Below are 16,686 nucleotides of genomic sequence, written 5' to 3' on the forward strand. Positions count from 1 at the left end.
CTAGTTAAAAATCAGAGTCTAATGGCGTAAAATTACCTTCTCTCTAGACAATCAAACACCTGTAGTTTCCACGCCACTTGACGGCAGTTGCTCCACTTGGGGAGACCCCAAGACCGCACTACCTCCTCCACTTGGGGAGACCCCAGGATGGCAGTGGCTCCCCTGCATAGCGCTTTTGGGCAGTATGGATTCTCTAAACCCAGCTTCTCAAAAACCCGTCGCGTAATTAACTAGCGGGGCTAGATTTTAATCAGGCGTGCAATCTTAAGTTTGGTTAGGTGAAGGAAGTTGAACGCAGGCGAATTCTGAGAGCATCGTGCAGTGAGAAGTTCGTAAACGCCCAGAATTGTCCGTGGGTCGGCTTCTTTGCAAAGGAACTGCGGGAGTAGTTTCCCGCTCTTACTGGGTCGGGCTTCCTTTCCTTAGAACTGAGGAAGCTTGCTTCAGGGCAATTAGTTTCTAGCTTGTTTCTGTAAGCCGTGAGGGTATACAGAAAAGAACCAGATTAAACAACAAATGATGTTTTGACCAAAGGTCGGTTCACTGCATGGAATTTTCAATCGCTACACTCCTTGCCAATTTCACCGATGATAAATTGGTAGCTCGGAAGGTTTTAGAAAAGAAACTTGGCTGTGAAGATGAAAAAAGTTTACAAAAACTTCACATTGCCTTAGATGTTCTTGAAAAAATCGGTATTTTAGTAAAAGAACGGGGCAAGTATCGGCGTGTCTCAGAAGACGGCATAATTGAGGCAAAACTCCGTTGTTCTAGTAAAGGTTTTTGCTTTGCTATTCAAGATGTGGAAGGAGCCGAGGATATTTACATCCGCGAAAGTCATTTGAGTAATGCTTGGAATGGCGATCGCGTTTTGGTGAGAGTTCTGAAAGAAGGTAGTCGTCGCCGCTCTCCAGAAGGGGAGGTGAAGCTGATTCTCGAACGTTCTAACCACACTTTACTGGCACGAATCAAGCAGGTAGAAACTGGTTTTCGGGCTGTGCCTTTAGACGATCGATTGCTGTTTGAACTCAAGATTCAACCTAACGGGGCAAAGTTAGAAGAAGCGATCGATCATCTGGTTCATGTGGAAGTTTTGCGTTATCCATTGGCACAATATCCTCCCCTTGGTCGAGTCGTGCAAATCCTCGGCAGTGATGCCGAAGCTGCTGCTGATATAGATTTAGTTACGTGCAAACACGACCTTTCCCGGACTTTTCCAGATAATGTTCTAGAAGCAGCCGCCAAGTTGCCCAAAAAGCTCCTCAAAGCAGACCTGAAAAATCGGCTAGATTTGCGTAATTTGTTTACTCTCACTATTGAAGGGGTAAATAGCGATACCAAAATTATCGAGAACGCTTTTAGTTTAGAAAAAAACTTAGCCGGAAATTGGCTTTTGGGCGTTCATATCACCGATGTTTCTCACTTTGTCCAACCTGACGAACCCCTAGATAGAGAAGCACTCAAACGGGGCAAGTCAGTGTATCTCGGAGAACTGGTGTTGCCAATCTTGCCCCCAGCTGTAGCTGAACGCTGTTCTTTAGTACCTGGGAGCGATCGCTTAACCATCTCTTTTTTAATTACCATTGATCCCAAATCGGGAGAAGTCCTGGAATGGGAAATTCAACCCAGCGTCATTAATGTCGAAACTGCACTAACTACTGAAGAAGCTCAAGCAATTCTCACAGGTGAAGCTCAAGATAAATCATCACAGGTTTCCCAAATACTGCAAGACCTCCAAGCCTTGCAAACAGCCGTCAAACAGGTACGCTTGAATCGTGGTAGCCTCCAGTTGAATCTGCCGCCGAGCCAAAACGCCTATTATGATGAGGGAATTCTCGGTGCTGTGGTGGTGAATGATTTACCAGTGCGATCGCTACTCACGGAGTTGGTACTGTTAGTTAATCAACTTTTTGCAACTCACTTAAATGCTCTTGGTGTTCCTGCTATCTGGCGAGTCCAAGGTACTCCCGATGTTGAAGATGTTCAGGAAATGCTGAAATTGGCAGTCAATTTAGGCGTTGACCTCACATTAGATCCAGAAGTCGATATCCAACCCTTAGATTACCAACATTTGACCACAGCTTTTGCGGAATCTCCCTCTGAGCAAGTTCTTACTTACTTATTACAAGATACACTTAAGCCGTCTGCGTACAGTACTACCAAAGGATCTCACTTTGGTCTGGCACTACCGCAATATGTCCACTTTAGCGCTCCCTTGCGGCGTTTCCCAGATTTGCTGATGCAGAGAGTGTATTACGCGCTACTCGAAAACGGACGCGATCGCCGCAATACCCGTGTCAGAGAGCGGGTTAACCTGCGCCACTCTTCCAGCCACGAGGAAATTAACTGGAACGTTTTACCCCCAGAATTGCAGCAAGAACTCCAAAGCGATTTAACTAGGGTAATTGTCCAAATCAACGACCGAGAAAAAGAAGTCCAAGAGGCTGAAGCCGATTTAGCTGGACTGCAAAAAGCCCAACTGATGAAGCAACGCATCGGTCAGGTATTTCAAGGCGTGATTACTGGGGTTCAATCCTACGGTTTCTTTGTGGAAATTGAAGTACCAGCCGCCGAGGTAGAATCCAGCAGTAATCCTGGTGTGCCTTTGCGGGTAGAAGGATTAGTACACGTCAGTTCTCTCAAAGATGATTGGTATGAATATCGCGCCAGACAACAGGCACTATTTGGGCGCAAAAATCGCGCTTCTTATCGATTAGGCGATCGCGTCGCCGTCCAAGTGAAGAGTGTCGATTACTACCGTCAACAAATTGATTTGGTAACAGTAGGCAGCGATGGCGTCGCCAAAGGGTTAACTGGCAATGATTCTCGTGACGACCTGTCAGACCTCTACTTACCAAATGATATGGAGCCTGATGACCTAGATCCTTACTCTGAGGATGAGTAAAATCCACTAAAACTTACGTGTCAAATAACACCAAACCTTTAATTTTAGGCGTATCGGGCGCATCTGGTCTGATTTACGCTGTTCGCGCGATCAAATTTTTGCTAGAAGCGGAGTATAGCATTGAATTGGTTGCTTCTAAATCAACTTACATGGTTTGGCAGTCAGAACAGGAAATTCGGATGCCACCAGAGCCAACCGGGCAAGAACAATTTTGGCGAGAGCAAGCTGGTGTTGCACTTTCCGGTAAACTCCGGTGTCATCCTTGGAGCGATGTCGGAGCCGGAATTGCCAGTGGTTCCTTTGCCACTCTAGGGATGATGATTATTCCATGCAGCATGAGTACAGTGGCAAAGTTAGCGGTTGGCTTGAGTTCCGATTTACTAGAACGGGCAGCGGATGTTCAACTCAAAGAAGGGCGAAAGCTGGTTATTGTCCCTCGTGAAACGCCTTTTAGTCTCATCCACCTCCGTAACTTAACCTCTTTAGCAGAAGTTGGAGTGAGAATTGTCCCCGCTATTCCTGCTTGGTATCACAATCCCCAAACCATCGAGGATTTAGTTGATTTTGTAGTTGCCCGTGCTTTAGATCAACTAGATATTGACTGTATTCCAATTCAGCGGTGGCAAGGTCGTCGTTAACACCCTCAGTGGATTTATTGTAAATTTCACAATAGTCCTAAAAAGGTAATGATAGAGATGGCTGATAGTGTCAGTAGTCAGTGAACAGTAATTAGTGAAGAATAACCAGACTGATCGCTGACTATTGATAACTGACCACTGATAATTGACAACTGACAAAATTGCTATGGCTGTAATTCGCTTAATTCTATTGGTGGCAGTACTGGGAGGACTAACGCTGTTATTAGTCCAAAATTTCTCACCTGCCCTATCGCTAGTATTTTTGGGCGTGCGAACTCAACCATTACCACTAGCGATATGGATTTTGTTCAGTACTGCCACTGGTGCTTTCACATCGATATTGATTGCTACCTTATTTAATTTATCCAATTATTTTGTGGCAGGACAACGCCAAACTCCTAACAGAGCAACCGCCCCTTCAAGTCGTGCGAAGGCAACCCGGAGAGAAGAACCGACATCTCGTCCTGCGAGTCCTCCACCAACAGCTAGTAAAAGAGAAGAGTCTAGCAGTGAGGAATTTGATGATTGGGAGACAAATAGCAGTGGAGATGATTGGAACTTTGATGAAAACTCAGAAGAAGCGCCTATTCCTAATTCTCAAGCTCAACAGCCTAGAGATTCTACAACTTACGAACGTCAATCAGAAGCCAAAAGCAGTTCTCGGTCTGGTTCAGTTTACTCCTACAGCTACCGCGAGCCAAAAAATACGGCTGCGGGAAAAACTGAATCAATTTACGATGCTGATTACCGAGTAATTATCCCTCCTTATCAGCCGCCGACTACCAATCAAGCAGATGATGATGATTGGGAATTTTTTGAGGATGATGATGATTTTGAAGATGATGGTAAACGCCCCCGTCGGTGAGATGTAGCAGGCGACATCTCTATTTAATGCCACACCGCTCTCTAGACTCCTGCTTGACCTTACCAGTCATGGCAGCTTCCTGCAAAGTCATGAAAGCATTAAAATCTTCCAAGTCATATCGGGTAGTCAACAGTTGTCGTAGTTGATCTTCAGCTTCAACTGTCAAATAACCAGTTGCTAAAGCTCTTTCTACAACGTCACGAATTCGAGTCATGGTTGACACCTCATTCATTCTATATTTATTCATTCAGGCTTATCGGGATGAAATATGCAGTAGTCTTTGTGTCGAAACTTCAATTTCTTTGCAAGCTTTTTTTGGGCGATCGCGGTAAATCAGTCATTATTTACACCTTTATTAGAAACATTTAATTGAGCGGGTCTTGTTATAACTGAACTTTTAGATATAACGACCCTGTGCTGTTAGAAACACAGTATTGTATATACTTAAAATTAATCACCAAGGTAAAAACCCTGATTATTTAGATAGACAGATATTGTTTAAATAAAGTTTCAAACAAGCTAGGTTAATTTTTTGGTTAAGCATAGCGATCGTTATCCAGCAAATACCAAGTTACTTTAGGAAAATTACTACATTTCTGAGAAATTCATCGTTGATTATTTGTGGTAATTTCACAGAATAATTGTTAATTTATTGACCAAGTTAAGTAGATTGGTGTAAAAATTTGTTGTTGGGATAAGGCAGGAGGCAGGAGGCATAAGGCAGAAGGGAAGAGGGTTCTAGCCTAGCTTATCTTTCTTCACATAGTTTGGTTTTATTATGCCAACTTACTTAGTGATAATTTATTGGTGCGGATGTCAAAATCTCTACATTGTCGTTTAGCTGAGACTCCTGAACGTGAAGGTGTAAGTCTCAATCAGAATATTGTGTGTTTGTTAAGTGCAGTGGTTTAATTAGAAATCAAGTAATTTTATCCAGTTGCGCGATCGGTGCAAAACTCCGTATTTTTAAATACTAGATTGAGTGGTTGAGTTTATAATTTAAAACTGTGACTCAGCACTCAAAACTTATAATTGGAGCAAAGTAACTGGTGAGCAGCTTATTACAAGGAGTCAACCTGTACTTAATTGGGATTATGGGCGTTGGTAAGACGACAGTAGGGCGCTTACTAACAAAAGAACTGGGTTATCGGTTTGTAGATACCGATAATGTCATTGCCCAAGCAACAGGTAAATCTATTAATCAGTTATTTGTAGAAGTTGGTGAAGCCAGGTTTCGCCAGTTAGAAAGCGACGTACTTTCACAAGTTTGTGCTTTTACAAAATTGACTATTGCAACAGGTGGGGGCATTGTATTGCGGCGAGAAAATTGGGGTTACTTGCACCACGGTTTGATAGTGTGGCTAGATACGCCAGTGGAGATAATTTACAGCCGTTTAGCTGAGGATACCACAAGACCACTGCTACAAGATGCCGATCCTCAAGCTAAGTTGCGATCGCTTCTCGAACAACGAACCCCACTTTACTCTCAAGCCGATTTGCACATCACCGAGCGAGAGGGAGATACACCTGAAGACGTTGCCAAGCGAATACTTGAGGGAATTCCTGGCATCCTGAAATAAAGCTGTTTTTCATTAAGAAGACTCAAGTTACCAAATTTTGCCCATACGCAGGATAAATCCTGGTAATTCTGGATTGCCACTAACTACTTCGGGATTATCCAAAATTTCAAGTTCTCGATTCATACGGTAAATGTAGACTTTTCGATTTTGCCGATCAATTAACCAGCCTAGTAACGCACCGTTATCGATGTACTCCTGCATTTTGTCTTGTAATTTTATCAGGCGATCGCTAGAGGAGCGTAACTCAATCACAAAGCTGGGACAAATTGGTGCAAATGAGGCTTTTTGTGCATCTGTTAAAGCGTTCCAGCGCTCCAGTTCAATCCAAGAAGCATCAGGGGAACGCATCGCTCCATTGGGTAGTGTAAAACCTGCACTGGAGTCAAAGCCTATGCCAGTGCCATCTTGTTCAGTCCAATACCCAAACTGTGCAGCAATGTTAAAGTTACGGTTGCCCGTATCTGAAAAAGCTGGTGGCATAATGATGACTTCCCCATTGGCAGTACGCTCAATTCGTAAATCTCCATTGGCTTGGCAGAATTCGTAGAACTGCTCATTTGTCATCTGCACAAGGGAGGGGAAATTTACCGTTAGGGGTGTGCTTTCAGTTTGAATTAGCAGCGTAGTCATTTTCATTCCCTAGCTTCAGCCGAATGATTTCAATTCTAGAGGTTTGAAGTAGCGATCGCCTAATATCTGTTATGTTTGCAACGCGAGGTTTGAGTCGATAATAAAGGTATTGAATCGGCGAACTGGTTGCCGACAGTTTTCCTAAAATGGTACTGTGATCCCACACAGAAACAGAGAATTGTTTACCCTTCAACCCAATCTGGAGCCGACAAAAATCACCAGTACAAACATACTCGACTTTGGTAGCAGAGATTGTGAGGAGTTACAAAGTCTTCTACACTGACTGCATAGGTTTTAACTCTCTCTGTTAGGCTCCTCATGACGGACAACGATTCTGAATACATCAGGCAAGCTGAAGCCACTCGTGTGCGTGTACTAAGCGAAGCACTACCTTATATTCAACAATTTGCTGGTCGCACTGTTGTTGTCAAATATGGCGGCGCAGCGATGAAAGATAGCACACTCAAAGACAAAGTTATCCGCGACATTGTATTCTTATCCTGCGTCGGCTTGCGTCCAATTGTAGTCCACGGCGGTGGCCCAGAAATTAACAGTTGGTTAGATAAACTGGGCATCGAACCACAATTTAAGAATGGTCTGCGAGTCACTGATGCCGCCACAATGGATGTGGTGGAAATGGTTTTAGTTGGTCGAGTCAATAAAGAAATTGTTGCGCTAATTAACCAAGCTGGTGGATTGGCTGTAGGACTTTGCGGTAAAGACGGTAATCTATTTACAGCCCGTCCCCAAGGTCAAGAAGGCATCGGTTTTGTGGGGGAAGTTAGCAATGTTAACATCAAGATTTTGGACACCCTCGCTAGCAATGGTTATATTCCAGTAGTTTCCAGCGTCGCCGCAGACGAGACGGGGCAAGCTTATAATATTAACGCCGATACTGTAGCCGGAGAAATCGCTGCTGCACTAGGAGCAGAAAAGTTAATTTTACTGACCGATACCAGTGGAATTTTAAAAGATTACAAAGACCAATCTACTTTGATTCCGAAAGTAGATATCCGCGAAGCTCGCGAGTTGATTGCTAATGGTATAGTCAGTGGTGGGATGATTCCCAAAGTAAGTTGTTGTGTGCGATCGCTTGCTCAAGGAGTCCGTGCAGCACACATCATTGATGGTCGCATTCCTCACGCCCTGTTACTAGAAATCTTTACTGATGTTGGGATTGGGACCATGATTCTCGGTTCGCAGTTTACGTTGTAGAGGCAGGGGAAGCTGGGAAAATGATTTGTAACTGTAATTTTGGGTAAATTAAAACTCGTTTTTTACTTGTGGACGAGTCTTTGATATTAGACCTCTTGCAAAAATATGTTTTTGCACTCTTAGGGAAAAGGGTAAAGGTTAAAGGGAAAGGATTTTGAGTTTTTTTACCCTTTTCCCTTTCCCCTTTACCCCGACAAATGCCAAGAAGTCTATTCACCTCCCCTGCTCCCCTGCTCCCCTGCCCCTCTGCTTGCTAACGGGGATAGGTAATAATAACCCGCGATCGCCCGCCGCTAAATGGTGTACGACGCCATGAATTATTGATAATTACCGGATTAACTAGGGTTGAATCTCGAATTGTCGGATTAATCAGGGTGGAATTTCTGATATTTTGCCTGAATTGGGGATAGGAATAATCGCGGTAATGATTGCGTTGTGGCATTAGTCCCGTTGTTGGGTCTACAGGCATAGGCGTAGGAATCGGACTACCATAAATAAAGGAACCCACAGAAGGCGACGATCGCCTGACTCCATAACTACCATCATTCACGATCGCACGTTGGGCGGAAACTGGAGCAATCGTTACACCAATCACTGCTAAAGTCATACCTGCTAGGAGCCAATTCAGTTGCGAATGCTTTATTTTCAACATAATTTTGCTCACCTGCATTTGATACCGGAATTTTTAATCAGAAAATAGTCGCAGCTACTTACTTAAAATTTTAGAAGTTTATCCACTTTCAAATTGCCAGCTTTTGAAAAGATTCCAAAAAGATTGCTGGCATTGGCAAAATGAAAATAGTGCTAATTTTTGTATAAGACGTGAGTACAGAAAGTTTAGAAATTGCTAAAACCCGCTACCAGAATGGGAAAGTTGCCTTTGAGAATGGGCAATACCGTGAAGCCGTAGAAAATTTAGAAAAGGCCAGCGCTCTGTTAGCTCGTAATTCTCGTCTTGGGGGCGAAGTAGAAATTCATCTAGTAACAGCTTATGAAGCGGCTGGACGCACGGATGATGCGATCGCTCTTTGCGAAAGACTCAAACGCCACGCCCATTTTGAAATTAGCAAACAAGCGCGGCAGATGCTTTATATCTTAAAAGCACCAAAGCTGAAAAGACCCAGCGAATGGATGACCGAAATCCCCGATTTAGGTGCATTAGCCGATAATGAACTCAAAATTTCTGTACCTGCTAAGTCTCCAAAATCTTCTGGGGAGCAAAAGCCAAAACCTGCCGAGCCAGAATTCGTTGACCTCAGTCAGGTCAATACCAGAGATAATCGCTTTATCTGGGTGGCGCTAATTGCCATTGGTTTAACTATCTCGTACTTGGTATGGTTGAATTTTTCAGGAACTCCTGGCTGATAACAATTTTGGATTGGGGACTGGGAAGATTTGAATGAAGATTCAGATCCAAATCTTACTCATATTTTCTTACCCAGTCTCAGAGAAATCAAAATGGTATTCCAGGAATCTCAAACAATACTAAGAAGTCAAGATTGGTTAAAAAGTTTGACTTTTGGGGAGATTTATAGTTATGAATTCTTCAATTTTCGGAAAGATTTTCTTGTTGTTAGTCAGACCATTTAGTTTTGTGTTGGCAAAGATAAAATTTCTCTCACCACTCAATGGTCGAAATCGAATGCACCGAGTCTTTCCCATGCGAAATCCTATTCTGTGGCTCGTGATATTAACATCCTTGCTACTGACTGGCTGTGTGAAGTACGATGTCGGGCTTAATTTTGACAACTCAAATAGTGGCGAATTAGTACAGCATATTAAGTTGGGAGAACGGCTAACGAGTTTTAGTGGCGATTCGGTGTACGAATGGTTAAAGAGCATAGAGCGCCGCGCCCGTCAACTTGATGGTAAAGCACAGCGAGTTTCCCAAGAAGAAATCATCGTCACAATTCCTTTTAGCAATGGTACGGAATTGCAAGAGAAGTTCAACGAATTCTTTAACTCCCGTGCAAATCAACCCTCTGAGTCTGTGCAGAGCGAATCTGGCTCAGAACTGCCGAAAATTGAATCAAATGTGCTTTTAGAGCAGAATAATTTTTTACTTTTAGTCCGAAATCGGTTAATTTATGATTTGGATTTGCGATCGCTCTCTCTAATTGCCAGTAAAGGTAATGTTCTGGCGAATGCTGGTTCAATTCTCGATTTGGAATTTAGCTTAAAGACTCCTTGGGGAGCCAAAAATATTCAACTAACTGAAACTGCAATTGAGCCAGAAAAAAATGGCAATCAATTAGTGTGGAAACTCCAGCCTGGTGAGCTAAATCACATAGAAGCAGTTTTCTGGCTTCCTAGCCCCCTTGGAATTGGTGGGTTGTTAATTATCCTGTTTGTTTCGGGAGGATTGTACTTGAGATACAATTTTATGCCAGATCCTAGAGTTCAGTTTCCTCCAAAAGCGGCAGCCATCCAGGAACAGTAGACTATTCATTTGTTGAATATTGTTAGCGAAGCCGATGCCTTTTCCATCGGCTTTTCTGCCTTTTCCCCAGCTTTTTGTAAAAATGAGTCATAGCGAATTAGCCAAAGAAATTGTTCGTGTTTCCTATTTGAAAGGCGAGTTTCGGTTACGTTCTGGTCAGATATCTGACCATTACTTTGATAAATATCAGTTTGAATCTAATCCTTTGTTACTGAAGCAGTTAGCTAAAGAAATGGTCAAAAAGATTCCACCAGACACGGAAATTTTAGCCGGACTGGAATTAGGAGGAGTTCCTTTAGCAACAGCAATTTCATTAGAAGTTGAATTACCAGTTGTCTTTGTTCGGAAGACAAAAAAAGAATATGGTACTGAGAAGCTAGCAGAAGGAATTGATATCCAAGGGAAAAAATTGTGTATCATTGAAGACGTGATTACAACAGGTGGTCAGGTTGTAAAAAGTACCGAAGCATTACGTAATGAGGGAGCGATCGTGGACTTCGTACTCTGCGTAATTTGGCGCGGAAGTACAAAAGACAACAGCCTCGAAAAAGCTGGTATTCAAAAACTTCCTCTATTTGATATGGAGGATCTTTCAGTGTGGATGGAATTGTCTTGAAGCCCACAATCAAAATATCTTGGACATCAAAATACTTATTGGGCAAGCATCAGGATTTGTAGAAGCAGACATCGATAAGTTAGCCAAAATTATCTAGTAGTTACCACAAAGTAACTACTTTACTTTAGTAACTAGTTACTTTTAGTATCTGATGTAATGCTTTGAAATAGAGACTCAAAGAAAGTAAAAGCAGTAAATCCTAGTTAATCAGGAGATATTTGGTGGTAAACATTCTACATATTGATTCCAGTCCCCGTGGTGAACGATCGCACTCCAGAGAATTATCCAAAGAATTCGTCAGTGCTTGGAAAGCAGCGCATCCTGAAGATGCGATCGCCTATCGAGATATAGGGCGTCACCCAGTTCCTCACGTTGATGAAGCTTGGATTGCGGCGGCATTTTCACCACCAGAAACCCATACCCCAGAATTAACTGAGGCACTTAGGATTTCTAACGAACTGGTTGATGAGTTTTTGGCAGCCGATCGCTACGTCTTTGGAGTGCCAATGTATAACTTTAATATACCTTCCACTTTTAAGGCTTATATCGACCAAATTGTTCGCATTAACCGAACTGTTGCAATAGAAGCTCAAGGTTTTAAAGGGTTAGTCGAGGGCAAAAAAGCGGTTATTATTACCGCTCGCGGTGGTGACTTTAGCGCGACATCTCCTTTCGTTGCCTATGACTTCCAAGAACCCTACCTGCGGGCAATTTTCGGCTTTATTGGGCTTACAGACATTCAATTTATTAACGCTAATAGCCTGAATGAAGGTGATGCCCGTACCCAATCTCTATCAGAAGCAAGAGCAGCAATTCAAGATGCGATCGCCCAGTGGTAATATGTGANTGCGGGGCATTGGGAATTGGGCATTGGGTATGGGGAAAGGGAAAGGGGTAAGGGGAAAAGGGGAAAGANNNATTTATTCCTTTTCCCTTTTCCCTNNNACTTTTTCCCCTGCTCCCCTGCTCCCCTGCTCCCCTGCTCCCCTGCCCCCTTGCCTCTTCTTCAGGGTGACAATCGCTCAATTTTCCAAGTGCTATTATCTAAACGGCTATAGAGTAAGCGATCATGCAGACGGCTAGGGCGTCCTTGCCAAAACTCAATTTCTGTGGGGATCACTCGTAAGCCTCCCCAATGAGGCGGCCGAGGAATCTCCTGATTTTCATATTTGCCCTGGAATTCCTGCACGCGTCGCTCAAGAACTTCTCGGCTTTCTATCACCTCGCTTTGATTAGATACCCACGCACCCAAGCGACTTTTGGCAGGGCGACTTTCAAAATACTGGTCAGATTCAGTTTCGGAAACTTTCTCCACATACCCCGAAATTCGGACTTGACGTTCCAGTTCTGCCCACCAAAAAACTAAAGCCGCCTGGGGATTTTCTGCCAGTTGTTGTGCTTTGTGGCTGTTGTAGTTTGTGAAGAAGGCAAAGCCCCGTTCATCAAAATCCTTGAGCAGCACCATTCTAGCTGAGGGCTTACCGTCTGGTGTGGCTGTAGCAATAGTCATGGCATTGGGTTCGGGGAGTTGTGCTGCTAGTGCCTGATCGAACCATTTTTTAAATTGGATAAAAGGATTGAGTTCTACTTCGAGTTCGCTTAAACCTTCCAAGGTGTAGTCTTTGCGAAGGTCAGCTACCGTTTTGTCCATTGTGATTTGTTTCCTTGCTATCAGATACGCTTATATATATCTTTGTCAAAAATATCTATGATGATAATCAGTGCCATCAAGAATTTTACAAATTCTCTGAATAAATATCTAAAATAGGTTGCGTCAGATGCGCCGTTCAGCCTCCCTTCAACGCTTGTTAATTTATGGTCTGAGCGGTCCCATTATCGCTCTTAATGTCTGGTTGCTGTCTGTGCTTTTTCGCTATTTCCAGCATCCTATTACTGTATTGAGCATTGCAACGATTCTGGCTTTTTTTTTAAATTACCCGGTTAAGTTCTTTGAACGTGCCCAGATCACCCGCACTCAGGCGGTGATCATAGTTTTACTGGCAACATTAACCCTGCTTGGTATTCTGGGCGTGACCCTAGTACCGTTGATCATTGACCAAACAATCCAACTGTTAAATAAAATCCCTGACTGGTTAACCGCCAGTCAAGCAAACTTAGAGCAGTATGAGATGCTAGCAAAACAACGACGTTTGCCAATTGATCTGAGGGTTGTGAGCAGTCAAATCAATGCCAACATTCAGAATCTAGTGCAGCAGCTAGCTTCTGGGGCAGTGGGGTTTGCTGGCACACTGCTGTCAGGATTACTTAACGTAGTGTTAGTTATCGTGCTTGCATTTTATATGCTTTTATATGGCGATCGCGTCTGGTATGGTCTGATCAATCTTTTGCCTTCTAACATTGGAGATCCCCTTACCACATCCTTGCGCCTAAACTTCCAGAACTTTTTCCTCAGCCAGTTGTTACTAGGACTGTTCATGGTGCTAACCCTGACACCAATTTTCTTAGTGATGAAAGTGCCCTTTGCCCTGTTGTTTGCCATATTAATCGGTATCTCAGAACTCATTCCCTTTATTGGGGCATCTCTGGGTATTGGTCTGGTGACAATTTTAGTACTACTACAAAATTGGTGGTTAGCAGTTCAAGTTGCGATCGCGGCAATTCTCATGCAGCAGCTTAAAGATAACTTGTTAGCTCCCAGGTTACTCGGCAATTTTATCGGACTGAATCCTATCTGGATTTTTGTGGCTATTTTGATGGGATTTGAGATTGCTGGGTTATTAGGGACACTTGTTGCTGTTCCCATTGCTGGTACCATTAAAGGCACTTTCGATGCTATTAAGAGCGGTAAGCCAAGTGATTTTGTCTCAACTGTCACTATTGGTCACGATCCTCCTCCTGATTAAGGTAGCAGAGGAGCAGGGGAGACAAGGGGACAAGGGGGAATTATTGAACAAGTTTCTCCCTTGTCTTCTCTCTCTTCCTTGTCTACCTTGTCTCTTCTCCTGTCCAATGCCCAACTCAAAAGTTGCACAATCCAATATCACAATTCACAATGGTGATCGATTACAAATTTTAGAGGATACTGCCAGCAGGCAATTTCTGAATAAAAGAAGCGCAAGCGAATATATACAGTACACGCTTTGCCAATAGTCAATTAGTTTAGTGTTGAATTTACAGTCTTTTGATTCTCATTAATTAACTTAGAACCTGTTGATGGAAGCTTCCGAGCTGTTAGAAACAATCACATTTTTGATTTACCAAGCCGAGCAGGGTGAAATTGATCCTTGGGATGTCCAAGTGATTGAGGTGATTGACCGCTATTTAGAACTGATGGCACCAGGGGCAATAACAAGAGGCTATGAAGCGGACTTGTCTCAATCTGGACAGGCATTTTTATCAGCATCAATGTTGGTATTATTCAAAGCCAATACCTTGATGCAATTGTCAACAGTCGGAGATGCACAAGATGGTATAGAAGATGATGCCCTTTTAGAAGGTGAAGACGGTGTATTACATCAGGGTCATCGTCTACCATTAGAACGGCAATTGCGTCGTCGTCCAGCGGCAATGCCGCCACCAAAGCGCCGGGTGACTCTGCAAGAGTTAATCGAGCAATTGCAGATTATGGCGAACCAGCTGAAGCTAGTAGAAAAAGTCAGCAAACCTATCCGTCCTAGGCGTCAACCTAGCGTCCAAAGTATGCGGGAGGCGCTGGAGTTAGCTCACCAGGAAAATCTGACAGAAGTTGCTGGAGAACTGGAGCAGGTGTTGAAATTGTCGGCAAGAGAGCTAAGTTTAGAACACAATTGGGTGAATTTAGAACAACTTGTAGAATTGTGGACTAAGACAAAGCTTTTCAAGCAAAATGGGTCTGGACATGAGTCTGAACACAGTAATCTAGTTAGCGTTTTCTGGGCATTACTATTACTCTCAGCTCAATCAAAAGTAGAGCTATTTCAAGAGGATTTTTATCATGAAATTAAAATTCGCTTAATTAGAGATTCAGCTCATATCGGCAAACCTTTTGAGAATCCGATGAACTAAGTCCGTAAATTTGTAGCAAATTGAGGGTTTAAGTTTAAACGCAGAGGGCGCAAAGTATAGCGCAGAGTAGCGCAAAGTTTCTTTGAGTCTATTCGCTACGAACTTAGGCAAAGCTGTACTAAGAAAGTCAAAAGTAGTTATAGTCCTACAGATTTTCTCTAAGAAAGGCAGGAGGCAGTGTTTCGACTACGCTCAACTGCCGCGTAGTCGAAACTCAACAACCAGGTAGGAGGCGGAGGTAAAAACTGTTTATATGTGATCCGTGAGTCCTTGGCATCAAGATTTCAGGCCTCCTTGTGAGAAAAATAGGAATTTATTTTATGGGATTTTCCTCCTGGCTCCAGCATAGCTGCTGCCTACATTGTCATAGATTTTTGATTCAGCCCCAAAATCCGAGTAAATTGAAAAGATAAGCGATCGCTTGTCATCTAAGTATATCGATGGTTGTAATAACCATTAAATTCCTGTTATCCCTATTCTGGGGGATGACTTAGAGAAGAAATAAAAACTGATGATTAAGTATCACTCGATGAAAGTAAACTGGCTTGTGGTTGAGGGATAAATTTTTATGAAAGCGATGATTCTCGCGGCTGGCAAGGGTACTCGCGTGCGTCCGATTACCTATACAATTCCCAAACCAATGATTCCCATCCTGCAAAAGCCAGTGATGGAGTTTTTGCTGGAACTGTTACGCCAACATGGATTTGACCAAATTATGGTCAATGTTAGTCATTTGGCTGAGGAAATAGAAAACTATTTCCGTGATGGTCAGCGGTTTGGGGTGCAGATTGCCTATTCGTTTGAAGGGAAAATTAATGACGAGGGTAAACTGGAGGGAGAAGCGATAGGTTCAGCTGGAGGAATGCGGCGTATCCAAGACTTCTCACCCTTTTTTGATGATACCTTTGTGGTTTTGTGCGGTGATGCTTTGATTGATTTAGATTTAACTGCGGCGGTTAAATGGCATAGAGCTAAAGGCTCGATCGCTACCATTATCACTAAATCTGTCCCCAAGGAAGAAGTTTCTAGCTATGGTGTGGTTGTGACTGACGAAGATGGTCGTGTCAAAGCTTTCCAAGAAAAACCTTCAACTGAAGAAGCCCTCAGCACCAACATCAACACAGGTATTTATATCTTTGAGCCAGAAGTTTTTAACTATATTCCCTCTGATGTTGAATATGACATTGGTAGCCAATTGTTTCCCAAATTGGTAGAAATCAAAGCCCCCTTTTACGCCATTCCTATGGACTTTGAATGGGTAGATATTGGTAAAGTCCCAGACTATTGGCGGGCGATTCGCGGTGTCCTGCTGGGTGAAATCAAAAATGTCCAAATTCCTGGTCATGAAGTCGCCCCCGGCATCTACACGGGCTTAAATGTCGCCGTCAATTGGGACAAGGTGGATATTACAGGCCCCGTTTACATTGGCGGGATGACGAGAATCGAAGACGGAGCTAAAATTGTCGGGCCAGCAATGATTGGCCCCAATTGTTGGATTTGTAGTGGCGCAACAGTGGAAAACAGCGTGATTTTTGAATGGTCGCGCTTGGGTCCTGGAGTCCGGTTAGTCGATAAGCTGGTATTTGGACGTTATTGCGTAGATAAAACTGGCGCTGCGATCGATGTTCAAGCTGCTGCTTTAGACTGGCTGATTACTGATGCCCGCCAGACACCACCATCACATACCCCTGTTGAACGACAAGCGATAGAGGAATTGTTGGGGACGAACGTAAATTAAAGTTAGGAGTTAGGAGTTAGGAGTTATTATTTTGTGTTTCACTCTTCACTTCTAACT

Annotated in this window: 17 protein-coding genes; 13 read left to right on the plus strand and 4 right to left on the minus strand. The window is 43.3% G+C overall.

The window, feature by feature from the left end:
- The first annotated feature begins 547 nt into the window (after positions 1-547).
- The 3 genes from QUD05_RS17750 to QUD05_RS17760 all read left to right on the plus strand — a co-directional run bounded on the left by QUD05_RS17750 (position 548) and on the right by QUD05_RS17760 (position 4,405).
- The gene (locus QUD05_RS17750; protein WP_289797220.1) at positions 548-2,902 is read left to right on the plus strand and encodes a ribonuclease R family protein; all 2,355 of its coding nucleotides are present in this window, start codon (positions 548-550) and stop codon (positions 2,900-2,902) included.
- 17 nt (positions 2,903-2,919) lie between these two features.
- Positions 2,920-3,540 (plus strand): flavin prenyltransferase UbiX, encoded by a 621-nt coding sequence (locus QUD05_RS17755; RefSeq protein ID WP_289797221.1) that lies wholly within the window; start codon positions 2,920-2,922, stop codon positions 3,538-3,540.
- Positions 3,541-3,706: 166 nt separating this feature from the next.
- Positions 3,707-4,405 carry a LapA family protein gene (locus tag QUD05_RS17760; RefSeq protein WP_289797222.1) on the plus strand — a complete coding sequence of 233 codons (699 nt, stop codon included), beginning with the start codon at positions 3,707-3,709 and terminating at the stop codon, positions 4,403-4,405.
- Positions 4,406-4,424: 19 nt separating this feature from the next.
- On the opposite strand, the gene QUD05_RS17765 is transcribed toward QUD05_RS17760, so the two are convergent.
- Positions 4,425-4,619 (minus strand): hypothetical protein, encoded by a 195-nt coding sequence (locus QUD05_RS17765; RefSeq protein ID WP_289797223.1) that lies wholly within the window; start codon positions 4,617-4,619, stop codon positions 4,425-4,427.
- Positions 4,620-5,209: 590 nt separating this feature from the next.
- Between QUD05_RS17765 and QUD05_RS17770 the strand changes: the two genes are divergently transcribed.
- Positions 5,210-5,317, plus strand: coding sequence for a toxin-antitoxin system HicB family antitoxin (locus QUD05_RS17770; RefSeq protein ID WP_354666139.1), 108 nt, complete (start codon positions 5,210-5,212; stop codon positions 5,315-5,317).
- Positions 5,318-5,454: 137 nt separating this feature from the next.
- Positions 5,455-5,985, plus strand: a complete 531-nt coding sequence (locus QUD05_RS17775; protein WP_289797225.1) for a shikimate kinase — start codon at positions 5,455-5,457, stop codon at positions 5,983-5,985.
- Positions 5,986-6,012: 27 nt separating this feature from the next.
- Here the strand turns inward: QUD05_RS17775 and QUD05_RS17780 are convergent, their stop codons facing one another.
- The gene (locus QUD05_RS17780) at positions 6,013-6,615 is read right to left on the minus strand and encodes a Uma2 family endonuclease (protein WP_289799998.1); all 603 of its coding nucleotides are present in this window, start codon (positions 6,613-6,615) and stop codon (positions 6,013-6,015) included.
- A gap of 318 nt (positions 6,616-6,933) precedes the next feature.
- Here QUD05_RS17780 and argB point away from each other — a divergent pair, with 318 nt between their 5' ends.
- Complete coding sequence (gene argB / locus QUD05_RS17785) at positions 6,934-7,830, plus strand: acetylglutamate kinase (protein ID WP_289797226.1); 897 nt, start codon at positions 6,934-6,936, stop codon at positions 7,828-7,830.
- A gap of 253 nt (positions 7,831-8,083) precedes the next feature.
- On the opposite strand, the gene QUD05_RS17790 is transcribed toward argB, so the two are convergent.
- Complete coding sequence (locus QUD05_RS17790; protein WP_289797227.1) at positions 8,084-8,482, minus strand: hypothetical protein; 399 nt, start codon at positions 8,480-8,482, stop codon at positions 8,084-8,086.
- Positions 8,483-8,652: 170 nt separating this feature from the next.
- Between QUD05_RS17790 and QUD05_RS17795 the strand changes: the two genes are divergently transcribed.
- From QUD05_RS17795 to QUD05_RS17810, 4 genes are all read left to right on the plus strand, one after another.
- Entirely contained in the window at positions 8,653-9,195 is a 543-nt protein-coding gene (locus QUD05_RS17795; RefSeq protein WP_289797228.1) for a tetratricopeptide repeat protein, read from the plus strand.
- Positions 9,196-9,367: 172 nt separating this feature from the next.
- Positions 9,368-10,270 carry a DUF3153 domain-containing protein gene (locus QUD05_RS17800; RefSeq protein WP_289797230.1) on the plus strand — a complete coding sequence of 301 codons (903 nt, stop codon included), beginning with the start codon at positions 9,368-9,370 and terminating at the stop codon, positions 10,268-10,270.
- 82 nt (positions 10,271-10,352) lie between these two features.
- A complete protein-coding gene (pyrE, locus tag QUD05_RS17805; protein ID WP_289797231.1) occupies positions 10,353-10,886 on the plus strand; it encodes an orotate phosphoribosyltransferase in 534 nt (177 codons plus the stop codon).
- 221 nt (positions 10,887-11,107) lie between these two features.
- Entirely contained in the window at positions 11,108-11,725 is a 618-nt protein-coding gene (locus QUD05_RS17810; RefSeq protein ID WP_289797232.1) for an FMN-dependent NADH-azoreductase, read from the plus strand.
- A 167-nt stretch (positions 11,726-11,892) separates the two neighbouring features.
- Here QUD05_RS17810 and pdxH read toward each other — a convergent pair whose 3' ends face one another.
- Positions 11,893-12,537: a pyridoxamine 5'-phosphate oxidase gene (gene pdxH, locus QUD05_RS17815; RefSeq protein WP_289797233.1), complete on the minus strand. Its 645-nt coding sequence runs from the start codon at positions 12,535-12,537 to the stop codon at positions 11,893-11,895.
- Between the two features lie 127 nt (positions 12,538-12,664).
- Here pdxH and QUD05_RS17820 point away from each other — a divergent pair, with 127 nt between their 5' ends.
- From QUD05_RS17820 to QUD05_RS17830, 3 genes are all read left to right on the plus strand, one after another.
- Entirely contained in the window at positions 12,665-13,750 is a 1,086-nt protein-coding gene (locus QUD05_RS17820; protein WP_289797234.1) for an AI-2E family transporter, read from the plus strand.
- Between the two features lie 310 nt (positions 13,751-14,060).
- Positions 14,061-14,891, plus strand: a complete 831-nt coding sequence (locus QUD05_RS17825; RefSeq protein WP_099099244.1) for a segregation/condensation protein A — start codon at positions 14,061-14,063, stop codon at positions 14,889-14,891.
- A 568-nt stretch (positions 14,892-15,459) separates the two neighbouring features.
- Positions 15,460-16,629 carry a nucleotidyltransferase family protein gene (locus QUD05_RS17830; protein WP_289797235.1) on the plus strand — a complete coding sequence of 390 codons (1,170 nt, stop codon included), beginning with the start codon at positions 15,460-15,462 and terminating at the stop codon, positions 16,627-16,629.
- The last annotated feature ends 57 nt before the right edge of the window (positions 16,630-16,686 follow it).

It is taken from the genome of Nostoc sp. GT001 (assembly GCF_030382115.1).
Taxonomy (GTDB): Bacteria; Cyanobacteriota; Cyanobacteriia; order Cyanobacteriales; family Nostocaceae; genus Nostoc.